We start from the raw sequence: 12,962 nt of genomic DNA, 5'->3' as shown, positions 1-12,962 counted from the left end.
TTTTACAGTTAGAATACAAAATTTAGGAGAACCATATTTATGGCAGAAGTAAAATCAATAAGACTTAACAAAGTACTCAAAGAATTTAATATTTCTTTGGACCGTGCTGTGGAGTTTTTAAAGTCTAAAGACATCGAGATAGAGGCACGCCCTACTGCCAAGATATCTAACACGGAATATGAGCACCTTGCATCAGAGTTTGCAAAGGATCGCGAGAAGAAAGTGGAGTCTAAAGAAGTAGGCGCGGAGAAGCGTAAGGAAAAAGAAGAACTTTTTGCTGAAAAGCAACGGGAGGAAGAAGAGAGAGCCGCCGCCGCTGAAGCTTCTAAAGTAATCCGTGCAGCAGCATCCTTATCTGGAACTAAGCAAGTAGGTAAGATCGAGCTAGATGCAAAAGGAAAAGTGGTAGCTCCTACCGCGAAAAAAGAGGCAGCTCCGGCCCCAGTCAAAGAAGAGGTGAAAGAAACTCCGAAGGCCGAGGTTGAAAAAGAAGCTGTAAAAGAGGTTCCAAAAGAAGTAGTGGAAGACGTGGTGGCGGAAGTCGTAAAAGAAGAAGCTCCAAAGAAAAAGCCAGCTGCTAAAAAAGCGCCAGCGACAGAAGCGACAGCTAAGAAAGAAACACCGAAAGCCAAAGAAGAAGAGGTTAAGGAAGTGAAGCCTAAAGCTGACGTTAAAGCAGCGCCTGCGAAAGAGGAGCCGAAAAAAGAAGTAGTCCAAGAAACACTAGCTGCAGAAACGCTAGCGGTAGAGCCAGTATTGGGTTCTGAGGTTGTGAAAACAGAATATAAAAAACTAAATGGCCCTAATTTTACAGGAGCTAAAATTGATCTCTCTAAGTTTAAAAAACCAGAGAAGAAGAAACCGGATACTAAACCTGGTGAAAAACGAGGTAAGCGTAGACGTATAAGTAAGGAGGCGCCAGGAGGTGTTGCGGCACGTGGAGGAAGCCCAGCTAGAGGTGGCCGTAAGCCAGTTGGAGCAAGAACAACACACACGCCAAAAGAAGAGCCTAGTGAGGCAGAAGTGCAAAAACAAGTGCGCGAAACTTTAGAAAAACTACAGGGAAAGTCTTCCAAAGGAAAAGGAGCGAAGTACAGAAGAGACAAAAGAGATACGCACCGTCAAAAGACAGAAGAAGAATTAGCGCAACAAGAGCTTGAAAACAAAGTACTTAAAGTAACAGAGTTTGTTACAGTAAGTGAGGTTGCGACGATGATGGATGTGCCAGTGACAAACGTGATATCAGCATGTATGTCTCTTGGGATGATGGTAACAATGAACCAGCGTCTAGATGCAGAAACAATTTCTATTGTTGCAGAAGAATTTGATTATGAAGTAGAGTTTGTAAACGCTGAAATTGAAGAATCTATTCAAGAAGAAGAAGATGCTCCAGAAGATTTATTAGAAAGAGCACCTATAGTAACTGTAATGGGTCACGTAGATCACGGTAAGACATCACTGCTAGATTATATTCGTAAAGAAAATGTAATAGCAGGAGAGTCTGGAGGGATTACACAGCATATAGGAGCTTACGGAGTAAAACTCGAAAACGGTCAAAAGATAGCATTCTTAGATACACCAGGTCACGAAGCCTTTACGGCGATGCGTGCACGTGGTGCTCAGGTAACAGATATCGCTATTATTGTAGTGGCTGCAGATGATGATATCATGCCGCAAACAAAAGAGGCAATCTCTCATGCGCAAGCTGCTGGAGTACCTATTGTATTTGCAATAAACAAGATTGATAAGCCGGATTCAAATCCAGAAAAGATAAAAGAAAAACTAGCTGCAATGAACCTTCTTGTGGAGGACTGGGGTGGAAAAATCCAGTCTCACGATATCTCTGCAAAAATAGGTACTGGGGTGAAAGAACTTTTAGAAAAAGTATTGCTCGAAGCAGAATTACTTGAACTTAAAGCGAATCCTAATAAGGTAGCATCTGGTACTGTAGTAGAGGCATTCATTGATAAAGGTCGTGGATATGTGTCTACTATCTTAGTTCAATCAGGTACATTAAAAGTAGGAGACTACGTATTGGCTGGACAGAATAGTGGTAAGGTGAAAGCGATGCAAGATGAGCGTGGTAATAAAGTAAAACTTGCAGGACCATCAACGCCAGTTTCTATATTAGGTTTAGATGGAGCGCCACAAGCAGGTGATAAGTTTAGTGTATTTGAGGATGAGCGTGAAGCAAAAGATATTGCAAGTCGACGTACACAGTTGCAACGTGAGCAGTCTGTGCGTACACAACGTCATATTACACTTGATGAGATTGGACGTCGGATTGCACTTGGTGACTTTAAAGAGTTAAATATTATCCTTAAAGGAGATGTAGATGGTTCTGTAGAGGCATTGACAGATAGTTTCCAGAAGCTATCTACAGAAGAGATTCAAATAAACATTATACATAAAGCAGTAGGACCAATCACAGAGAGTGATGTGTTATTGGCAAGTGCTTCAGATGCAATTATCATTGGATTTAATGTGCGCCCTATGGGTAATGCGCGTCAAATCGCAGATAAAGAAGAAATTGACATCCGTATGTACTCTATTATTTATGCGGCCATCAATGACCTAAAAGATGCGATGGAAGGAATGTTGTCTCCAGAGATGAAAGAGGAGATTACAGGTACTGCAGAGATAAGAGAGACCTTTAAGATATCTAAAGTAGGTACCATTGCAGGTTGTATGGTATTAACCGGTAAGATAATTAAGGCCGCAGAAATCCGTCTTATAAGAGAAGGAGTTGTAGTGTACACAGGTAAGTTAGATTCTCTTAAGCGTTTTAAAGACGATGCAAAAGAAGTAGCAAAGGGCTATGACTGTGGTATGCAAGTTAAAAACTACAACGATATAAAAGAAGGGGATATCATTGAGTGCTTCCAGGAAGTAGCAGTGAAGAAGAAGCTTAAATAGAGCTTACTTTGTAGTAAAAGTAAGAGGTTCTGAATCCAATTCAGGATATATAATTAAGAAGCCGAGATTCAATTTGAGTCGCGGCTTTTTTGTTTTCACCTCGGAAATATTCTGGACTTAAAATTTGTGTTTTTTAAAGATAAACCTTAGCGGTTTTTAGGGCGTTCATAGTTTTTAATTTGAGATGAATTATTTTTGCTATTTCGGGAATAGTGAAATTTTAAAAATTGCGCTTTTGGAACTAAGTGAACATATAAAACCTGATGGGTTTCTTGCTTTATTAGAATACTTAATGAAGGTTTTAAATTATGGACACATTATATTATTAACAAGTAGATTTAACCCGGTTACGGTTAGAGTCTAGTTGTGTCTTCTTAAATGAAATTTGCTTTAAAAAACAGCGTATGCTTTAATCCGTTCCAAGGAACGGAAATGTATTTTTTTCGCATATAATTTGTGTAACAGAATAAGCTGGAGAAGTTTAATTTTGAAGATAGTCTTCAAATTTTATTGTTTAATAAAATGATAAAAAAATTGTCGCACAACTTGGTTAGAGTTTGAAAAATACAAATTTGCTCATTGCCTACTTATTGGGTTTCAGGATAAAAGCAGAAGTAAACTTGCTCTTGATCTCAACAAGGGCGCGATCGGCTTCTAAACGGGTGCCAAAGTTTCCTACCCATACTTTATAATTAGGAGTTTCATATTCGATAGAAGCTGGCCACGTTCCGTATGAATAACTGTAGTCTTTTAGTACTTCATTTGCTTGATTAAGGCTTCCGTAATATAACTGTATGGTAAAACCATCACCTAGCTTATTTTCTTTCTCTAATTTCTTTTTTACGCCTAAGAGTTGGTCAATTCTGGGGTCGGCATTCACTGTAACAGAAGGGGTTTGAGCACTTAAAATTTCCGGAGTGAAAAGGAAGATAATGCTAGCAAAAAAGGCAGTATATAAAGATGATTTTTTCATAATTTGATGTATTGATTGCAAATGTACGAGAGAATAACTCATAGCAAGTGCGTTTTATTATTTAGAATAGATATAAATTAGTTGTTAAGGATTTGTTTGCATTTTATAAATGAGGTTAAAGTCGTATTTTTGTACCGTTGATTAAGGTGTGTTTTTCATAGACGATTCTGTTTATTTTATAACCAATTACGTGCCAAAGTATTGACGATAATTAATCATTAGTATGCAAAAGGTGAATTTTAAGAATATATCCTCACGAGTGTCGCTCTTCTTAGTGACAGCAATGCTAACTTTTTCTATCTCTTCTTTTGCTCAAACAGAGAGCGCAGATGAGGCGGCTCAAGTAGAGACGTCTACTCCAGTAGCAGATGGTTTAGGTGACGCAGCAGCAGGTAAAGCATTGTTTAACGCAAATTGTGCAGCGTGCCACAAGCTTGATAAGAAAGCAACGGGTCCGATGCTGAGAAATGTTGCGCAAAAGTATGACCGTGATTGGTTGTATAAGTGGATCAGTAATAGTCAAGGCTTGATTGCGTCTGGTGATGCACTTGCTAATGAGATTTATGAAGCAAATAATAAATCTGTAATGACCTCGTTCCCGGGGCTCTCTACTATAGATATTGATAATATTTTAGCGTATACAAGCGAGCCTAAAGCGATTCCTCCTACTTCTCTTACTACGGGGCCTAGCGAGGGTAATGATGCTGGTGGAGCTTCAAACACTATGATTCTAGGGGGTCTTGCGTTTATCTTCTTGTTATTGATCACGATGTTATTTTTAGTGACAGGTACACTTAAGAAAATTGCTACTCATAATGGCATAGTATACCCTGTTAAGGAAGCAAAGAAGCCTTTGTGGAAGACATTTGTTGAGAACCAATTTTTATTGTTGGTGTCTGCCGTATTCTTGTTGCTTACTGCTGCCTACTTTATGTACGGGTTCTTTATGCAGGTAGGGGTAGATCAAGGATATGCTCCCGTTCAGCCTATACACTACTCGCACAGAATACACGCTGGTGATAATGAGATTGACTGTAACTATTGTCACTCTTCTGCTCGTAAGAGTAAGCACTCGGGGATTCCTTCATTAAACGTGTGTATGAACTGTCACAAAAATATAGGGGCGGTATCTGATGATGTATACGCAGAAGGATTAAGTGAGTATGGTGTCGATTATAATAAAGAGATTGAAAAATTATACGATGCAGTAGGTTGGGATGTAGAAACGATGGCGTATACAGGAGAGTCGAAACCAGTAAAATGGATTCGTATTCATAACCTACCAGACTTCGCGTACTTTAATCACTCACAGCACGTAACGGTTGCTGGAGTAGCATGTCAAAAGTGTCACGGCCCTGTTGAAGAAATGGAGATAATGTACCAATACTCGCCCTTAACTATGGGGTGGTGTATTAATTGTCACCGGGAGACCAATGTTAATATAGCAGGTAACGAATATTACGAAAAAATTCACGAAGAACTTTCTAAGAAATATGGCGTTGAGCAGTTGACTGCGGCGCAGATGGGTGGATTAGAATGTGGTAAGTGTCACTATTAACACGTATTGTCATTTCCTCTAAGTCGGAAATCTCAAAGATTTAATAGTATTTATTAAAAATTAAGAAAACTAAAAGTTTATAAATGGCATCAAACAAGAAATACTGGAAAAGTGTTGAAGAGCTGGATCAAAACAGCTCTATTGTTAAGACGCTGCAGGAAAACGAATTTGTGGAAGATATTCCAACAGATGAGTTTTTAGGCGACAAAGAGATATTAGGGGCTTCTTCTACGACGCGTCGAGATTTCTTAAAGTATGTAGGGTTTACTACTGCAGCTGCTTCTTTGGCAGCTTGCGAGGGACCGGTTATTAAATCGATTCCTTATGTAGTGGCTCCAGACGAGATCGTTCCTGGTGTGGCTAACTATTATGCTACGACGATGGCAGATGGTTTTGACTTTGCTAATGTGTTAGTGAAGACGCGTGAAGGGCGTCCTATTAAGATAGAGCGTAACGACCTTGCTGCAAACGGTGGTGTAAATGCGAGAGTACACGCTTCTGTTTTGTCTTTATATGATAACAATCGTTTAAAGAGCCCAAGAGTAGGAGATGAAAATGTGACTTGGGAAGCTTTTGATGCGGCTGCTGCAGAGAAGATGCAGGATATGGCTGGTAAAGATGTCGTGTTATTGACACAGACATTTGCGAGTCCGTCTACTTCAAAATTAATTAAAGAGTTTACTGCGGCATACCTTAATGTTCGTCATGTAACCTATGATACTGTTTCTTCTTCTGGAGCACTAGATGCTTTTCAACAGAAATTTGGAACACGTGCAATGGCGGATTATGACTTCGGAAAAGCTGAAGTTATTGTTTCTGTTGGTGCAGATATTTTAGGAGACTGGCAGGGTGGTGGTTATGATGCAGGATATGCACAAGGACGAATTCCGAAGAACGGAAAAATGTCAAAGCACATTCAGTTTGAGGCAAATATGACTTTGTCTGGAGCAAATGCTGACAACCGTATTCCTTTAAAGCCTAGTGATCAGAAAAAAGTATTAGTTGCCCTTACTGGCGGAAGTACTTCTGGATTGCCAGAAAATGTTGCTCAAGCTGTAGCTATGGCTAAAAAGCTCATGAGCAAAGCAGGATCAAAAGCGGTTATCGTAACTGGATTACCAGATGCAGCTTCACAAAGTAGCGTGCTAGATGCAAATGCGGGTAGCGTAGTAATGGATACTGCAAAACCAAAAATGACACGTTCTGCAAATAATGCAGAAGTCGAGAAAGTAATGAATGGCGTTATCAATGGTAGTGTTAAAGGGTTGATTACTGTAGGTGTAGATCCAGTATATTCTTTCCCAAATGATGATTTTAAAGCAGCATACGAGAAGTTAGATATGTCTATTGCTTTTGCTATGAAATACGATGCTACGGCTTCATTAGCGCAACTAGTGGGGGCAACTCCACATTACCTTGAATCTTGGGGTGATGTTCAAATGAAAAAAGGATCGTATAGTTTAATACAACCAACGATACGTCCATTATATAAAACAAGACAATTTCAGGAAACATTATTAGCTTGGGCTAAGAATGAAACTTCATACTTAGATTACATCAAAGAAACTTGGTCTGATGTATTAGGTGGAACTTCTTGGAACAAAGCGTTAGAGGCGGGAGTGTTAACTTCTGAAGCAACAGTAGATGTTGCCCCGGTAGTTGCTGCGGATATGTTAGAGTCTAGTTCTTCAAATGGAGCGATGTCAGCTGCACAAGTTGGTGATATGGAGCTTGTGTTGTATACAAAGACTTCTATGGGTGATGGGCAGCAAGCTAACAACCCTTGGTTGCAAGAGATGCCAGATCCTATTACGAGAACATCTTGGGATAATTATGTTACTGTTTCATCAGCAGATGCTAAAAAACTAGGTCTTGTAAACGAGAATGTTGCAAACGGTGGTTTAAACGGAAGTTTGGTCAACGTCAAAATGGGCAAAACGATCATTGAAAATGTACCTGTTTTAATCCAACCAGGACAAGCGCTAGGATCTGTAGGTTTAGCCTTAGGGTATGGTAAAAAAGAAGCAGTACAAGAAGAAATGCAAACGGGTGTAAATGCATACCGTTTAAATAGTCTGTCTACAGGAACGCTAGCAGTTTCTTTAGAGAAAGTGACAGGCGTGCACGAGTTTGCTTGTGTGCAATTGCACAATACGATGATGGGGAGAGATATTATTAGAGAGACTACGCTAGAGATCTTTAATACTGAAAATGTAAAAGAATGGAACCCAGTTCCACAAGTGTCTAAAGATCACGAAGAAATTCCGGTAACATCACCAGAAGCGGATTTATGGACGTCATTTGATCGTTCTATAGGACATCACTTTAACCTTTCTATCGATTTAAACGCCTGCACAGGTTGTGGGGCTTGTGTGATTGCTTGTCATAGTGAAAACAATGTACCTGTAGTAGGTAAAGCAGAAATAAGACGCAGCCGCGATATGCATTGGTTACGTATTGATAGATATTATTCAGCTGAAGAAAGTTTTGAAGTTGATCAAGAAAAGAAAGAAGGATTTGATGGATTGTTTGGTGATAATGGTTCTCTAGGAGGTTTTGGAGAATTAGAGGATCCATCTGCAAATCCGCAAGTGGCATTTCAGCCTGTAATGTGTCAGCACTGTAATCACGCACCCTGTGAAACAGTTTGTCCAGTAGCTGCGACATCACATAGTCGTCAGGGTCAAAACCATATGGCGTATAATCGTTGTGTAGGGACAAGATATTGTGCAAACAACTGTCCATATAAGGTACGTCGTTTTAACTGGTTCTTGTATTCAGAGAATGATGAGTTTGATTATCACATGAATAACGATATGGGACGTATGGTGTTAAATCCAGATGTGAACGTTCGTTCAAGAGGTGTGATGGAGAAGTGTTCTATGTGTATTCAGAAAACACAATTAAGTATATTAGATGCCAAGCGAGATGGTCGTACTGTGAAGGATTCAGAATTCCAGACAGCTTGTTCTAATGCTTGTGATAAAGGAGCAATGGTCTTTGGAGATATCAATGATCACGATAGTGAAGTATTTAATAGTAAGAAAGATAAGAGAATGTATCACTTATTAGAAGCCGTAGGTACAAAGCCTAACGTTTTCTATAAGACGAAAGTGAGAAACTCAACAAAAGCGTAACTAACTAAGAAATAGTATATAAAAATATGGCGTCGCATTACGAAGCACCTATTAGAAGACCCTTAGTTTTAGGAGACAAAAGCTACCACGATATTACTGTGGATGTTGCTGCTCCTGTAGAAGGTAAAGCCAATAAATCTTGGTGGATAGTATTTACTATTGCGCTTATTGCCTTTTTATGGGGAATAGGCTGTATTATTTACACAGTCTCAACAGGAATTGGAGTTTGGGGATTAAATAAAACCGTAGGTTGGGCCTGGGATATTACCAACTTTGTTTGGTGGGTAGGTATCGGTCACGCGGGTACCTTAATTTCCGCAGTACTCTTACTGTTTAGACAGAAATGGAGAATGGCAATTAACCGCTCTGCAGAGGCGATGACAATTTTCTCTGTAATACAAGCAGGTTTGTTTCCTATTATCCACATGGGGCGTCCTTGGTTGGCGTACTGGGTGTTACCTATTCCTAACCAGTTTGGTTCTTTATGGGTAAACTTTAACTCACCATTACTTTGGGATGTATTTGCGATCTCAACGTATTTGTCAGTATCGCTAGTATTCTGGTGGACAGGTTTATTGCCAGATTTTGCAATGATTCGTGATAGAGCGGTGACTCCATTTACAAAGAAAATTTATGGGATCCTATCATTTGGTTGGTCCGGTAGAGCGAAAGATTGGCAACGTTTTGAGGAGGTGTCATTGGTACTTGCAGGTTTAGCAACACCACTTGTACTCTCTGTACACACGATTGTATCTTTTGATTTTGCAACCTCAGTAATTCCAGGATGGCACACAACTATCTTCCCTCCATATTTTGTGGCTGGAGCGGTTTTCTCTGGATTTGCAATGGTAAACACGCTTCTTATTGTAATGAGAAAAGTGTCTAAGCTAGAAAACTATATTACGATACAGCACATAGAATTGATGAACATTGTTATAATGGTAACAGGTTCTATTGTAGGTGTGGCTTATATTACAGAGCTGTTTATTGCTTGGTATTCTGGAGTAGAATACGAACAGTATGCATTCTTAAACAGAGCAACGGGTCCTTATTGGTGGGCATACTGGGCAATGATGTCTTGTAACGTGTTCTCTCCACAGTTTATGTGGTTTAAGAAATTGCGAACTAGTATTATGTTCTCGTTCTTTATATCAATTGTTGTAAACATCGGGATGTGGTTTGAACGTTTTGTAATTATCGTGACTTCATTGCACCGTGATTACCTTCCATCTTCTTGGACAATGTTCTCACCTACCTTTGTAGATATCGGAATCTTTATTGGAACCATTGGATTCTTCTTTGTGTTATTCTTATTATATGCTAGAACATTCCCAGTGATTGCTCAGGCGGAGGTTAAGTCTATCTTAAAGGGATCTGGAGCGAAGTATAAGAGGTTAAGAGCTGAACACGGCGATGGTGCAAAGCATTATGAGGCAGTGGTGCGTTCGCCAAGATCAAACACAAGTGATGATCAAAGCCCTAAGCTTGATACAGAGTTGCAAAAAGATAAAGTGGATAGCTTGTTACGTAAGTTAGGTTCTTTTGATCCAGCAACGCAAACGGCGGATGATCTTAAAAAGATAAGCGGTGTAGGTCCAGTAATGGAACAAAAATTACATCAACTAGGTATCTATACATTCGATCAGGTGAGCAAGATGGAAGATGTAGATTACGATTTATTAGATGATATTATAGGTGAGTTCCCTGGACGTGCAAAACGTGATGACTGGGCAGGACAAGCTTCAAATCTTAAAAACAATTAAGTATGGCTTCTAAAGTGATACACGCACTCTATAACGATGACGACTTGTTAATGCAAGCTGTTAAGCAGACACGAGAAAAAAAGTACCACATTGAAGAGGTGTACACACCTTTTCCTGTGCATGGGCTTGATAAAGTAATGGGTCTTGAACCTACACGTATTGCCATCACGTCATTTATGTACGGATTGGTAGGACTTGCTGTGGCAATTATGATGATGAATTTCATTATGATTGAAGACTGGCCTCAAGACATTGGTGGTAAGCCAAGTTTTAGTTACATCGAAAATATGCCAGCATTCGTTCCGATTATGTTTGAATTAACGGTATTCTTTGCGGCTCATTTAATGGTAATTACTTTTTATATGCGTAGTAAATTATGGCCTTTTAAGAAAGCTGAAAATCCTGATGTAAGAACTACGGATGATCACTTTTTGATGGCAGTAGATGCTGGGGCTAATAATCTAGAAGAAATGTCAAATTTTTTCTATGACACAGGCGCGGTAGAAATAAGTATAGTAGAATCTGAAGATGATCACTAATATGAAAAAAATAGGGAACATAGGTATTGTAATTCTTGCGCTTTTAGCAATGGTTTCTTGTCAGGACAGTTTGAACAGAAACTATCAGTTTATGCCAAATATGTACGAGTCTGTAGGTTACGAAACCTATGGTGAGTATGACGTAGATGCTTTTGAAAATGGTCAAGAGGCAAAATTACCAGTGGAGGGTACAATTCCAAGAGGATTTCAACCTTATGATTACTCGAACTCGCCAGAAGATATAGCAAAAGCTAAGGCAGAATTGATAAACCCTCTAGAGTATTCTGAGAAGAACCTAGCAGCAGGAGCGGAATTATACGCAGTGTATTGTGCCGTATGTCATGGTGATAAAGGAGACGGGCTTGGCATACTAGCTCAACGCGAAAAGTTTTTAGGAATTCCTAGCTATGCAGCAGAAGGAAGAATAATTACAGATGGTGCTGTGTATCACGTACAGATGTATGGTTTAAATACTATGGGATCTTATGCTTCACAAACAAATGAGGAAGAGAGATGGCAAATTACACAACACGTAATGAACTTGAAGGCTACCTTAGAAGGGAGGCCAGTTATGGTGCCTAAGGAAATAGATGATCCTCAGATGGGTTTAAGTGGAGACGCAAGGACTGCCCCTGTAGAGATAGAGTAAGACAACATCGACACGAACTAATCAAAGAATACAAAGAATAGCTAAGATATGTATACGCTACCTAGTAAATTAAAAGTATTTGCAATCATCTTTATGGTGATAGGTGCCCTTGGGATGACCTACAGTTTTATGTATGGCCCTAAGACCACAGCAGATGTAAAGGAAATGATGGCCGGTCATGATGATCACGGAGCAGAACACGCAGAAGAGACTCATGAAGTTGTTGCGCATGATGAAGGTCATGATGAGATGACTGCTGCCGCTGCTCATAGAGCAGAAGGCGATCACGACGCAGATGCTGCTCATAGTGAAGAGAAACACTTACAGCACACCTTAGATCAAATGAAAAACAGACCTTGGTCTGCATTATATATTGCTTGTTTTTTCTTTTTTATGATAGCACTAGGGGTTCTAGCATTTTATGCTATTAATTATGCAGCACAGGCTGGATGGTCTCCAGTATTGTTTAGAGTAATGGAGGCGATTACGGCATATCTAGTGCCGGGAGGTATCATTATGTTTGTGTTATTGGCACTCGCAGGATTTAATATGAATCATCTTTTTGTCTGGGCGGATCCAGATATAGTAGCGCACGATAAATTATTACAAGGTAAAGCAGGATGGTTAAATGGCACAGGCTTATTAATTAGGGCTGCCGTTTTCTTAGGAGGTTGGATCCTATATCGTCAGTTTGCAGTGCGCAACTCGAGAAGAGATGACGAAGCTTCAGATAATAGATGGTACAAAAGAAACTTTAGAATTTCCGCAGCATTTTTAGTGTTCTTTATTTATACAGAATCTATTATGTCTTGGGACTGGCTGATGAGTTTTGATCCGCACTGGTTCTCTACTTTATATGGATGGTATGTGTTTGCAGGAATGATGGTTTGTGGTATTACAACCATTGCGATTATTACTATTTTTCTGAAATCTCAAGGATATTTAGAATTTGTCAATGACAGTCACATTCATGATTTAGCAAAATTCATGTTCGGTTTCAGTATTTTCTGGACCTACCTATGGTTTTCACAATTTATGCTAATATGGTATGCAAATATTCCAGAAGAGGTAACCTATTTTGTGACGAGAATTGAAGACTTTAAGTTACCATTCTTTGGGATGGTAGGTTTGAACTTCTTATTCCCTGTATTACTACTAATGAATAGTGATTATAAGAGAATCAATTGGTTTGTGGTTCTTACAGGAATCGTAATCCTTGCTGGGCACTATATTGATGTATACATGATGATTACACCAGCGACAGTAGGTAAAAGCTGGTTTATTGGTTTACCTGAGATAAGTGCAGTATTATTCTTTTTTGGTCTTTTTGTTCTAGTAGTATTCTCTGCATTGACAAAAGCACCCTTACTTGCTAAGAATAATCCTTTCATAAAAGAAAGCAAGAACTTTCACTATTAATTAATTAT

8 protein-coding genes are annotated in these 12,962 nt (G+C 39.3%); 7 read left to right on the top strand and 1 reads right to left on the bottom strand.

The features are described from left to right. Window positions 1-39 precede the first annotated feature (39 nt). Window positions 40-2,916, top strand: a complete 2,877-nt coding sequence (gene infB / locus ABXT71_RS02545) for a translation initiation factor IF-2 (protein ID WP_415372234.1) — start codon at window positions 40-42, stop codon at window positions 2,914-2,916. A 583-nt stretch (window positions 2,917-3,499) separates the two neighbouring features. Here infB and ABXT71_RS02540 read toward each other — a convergent pair. Further along, complete coding sequence (locus ABXT71_RS02540) at window positions 3,500-3,889, bottom strand: SPOR domain-containing protein (protein ID WP_415372232.1); 390 nt, start codon at window positions 3,887-3,889, stop codon at window positions 3,500-3,502. A 223-nt stretch (window positions 3,890-4,112) separates the two neighbouring features. Between ABXT71_RS02540 and ABXT71_RS02535 the strand changes: the two genes are divergently transcribed. The 6 genes from ABXT71_RS02535 to ABXT71_RS02510 all read left to right on the top strand — a co-directional run bounded on the left by ABXT71_RS02535 (window position 4,113) and on the right by ABXT71_RS02510 (window position 12,954). Next, entirely contained in the window at window positions 4,113-5,447 is a 1,335-nt protein-coding gene (locus ABXT71_RS02535) for a c-type cytochrome (RefSeq protein ID WP_415372231.1), read from the top strand. 83 nt (window positions 5,448-5,530) lie between these two features. Then, complete coding sequence (locus ABXT71_RS02530) at window positions 5,531-8,584, top strand: TAT-variant-translocated molybdopterin oxidoreductase (protein ID WP_415372230.1); 3,054 nt, start codon at window positions 5,531-5,533, stop codon at window positions 8,582-8,584. Between the two features lie 26 nt (window positions 8,585-8,610). Beyond that, a complete protein-coding gene (nrfD, locus tag ABXT71_RS02525; RefSeq protein ID WP_415372229.1) occupies window positions 8,611-10,347 on the top strand; it encodes an NrfD/PsrC family molybdoenzyme membrane anchor subunit in 1,737 nt (578 codons plus the stop codon). Between the two features lie 2 nt (window positions 10,348-10,349). Then, the gene (locus tag ABXT71_RS02520; protein ID WP_415372228.1) at window positions 10,350-10,886 is read left to right on the top strand and encodes a DUF3341 domain-containing protein; all 537 of its coding nucleotides are present in this window, start codon (window positions 10,350-10,352) and stop codon (window positions 10,884-10,886) included. A 1-nt stretch (window position 10,887) separates the two neighbouring features. Further along, entirely contained in the window at window positions 10,888-11,535 is a 648-nt protein-coding gene (locus tag ABXT71_RS02515; RefSeq protein ID WP_415372227.1) for a c-type cytochrome, read from the top strand. Window positions 11,536-11,583: 48 nt separating this feature from the next. Next, window positions 11,584-12,954, top strand: coding sequence for a quinol:cytochrome C oxidoreductase (locus ABXT71_RS02510; RefSeq protein WP_415372226.1), 1,371 nt, complete (start codon window positions 11,584-11,586; stop codon window positions 12,952-12,954). Window positions 12,955-12,962 lie beyond the last annotated feature (8 nt).

It is taken from the genome of Patiriisocius sp. Uisw_047, from assembly GCF_047730165.1.
GTDB lineage: Bacteria > Bacteroidota > Bacteroidia > Flavobacteriales > Flavobacteriaceae > Patiriisocius.
Note: the sequence above shows the minus strand (reverse complement) of the source record. Positions and strands in the feature narration are given on the sequence as shown.

What these genes read in the sequence shown, in the direction of transcription:
- infB (WP_415372234.1), top strand. Translation starts at nt 40, where the DNA reads ATGGCAGAAGTAAAATCAATAAGACTTAACAAAGTACTCAAAGAATTT.
- ABXT71_RS02540 (WP_415372232.1), bottom strand. Translation starts at nt 3,889, where the DNA reads ATGAAAAAATCATCTTTATATACTGCCTTTTTTGCTAGCATTATCTTC.
- ABXT71_RS02535 (WP_415372231.1), top strand. Translation starts at nt 4,113, where the DNA reads ATGCAAAAGGTGAATTTTAAGAATATATCCTCACGAGTGTCGCTCTTC.
- ABXT71_RS02530 (WP_415372230.1), top strand. Translation starts at nt 5,531, where the DNA reads ATGGCATCAAACAAGAAATACTGGAAAAGTGTTGAAGAGCTGGATCAA.
- nrfD (WP_415372229.1), top strand. Translation starts at nt 8,611, where the DNA reads ATGGCGTCGCATTACGAAGCACCTATTAGAAGACCCTTAGTTTTAGGA.
- ABXT71_RS02520 (WP_415372228.1), top strand. Translation starts at nt 10,350, where the DNA reads ATGGCTTCTAAAGTGATACACGCACTCTATAACGATGACGACTTGTTA.
- ABXT71_RS02515 (WP_415372227.1), top strand. Translation starts at nt 10,888, where the DNA reads ATGAAAAAAATAGGGAACATAGGTATTGTAATTCTTGCGCTTTTAGCA.
- ABXT71_RS02510 (WP_415372226.1), top strand. Translation starts at nt 11,584, where the DNA reads ATGTATACGCTACCTAGTAAATTAAAAGTATTTGCAATCATCTTTATG.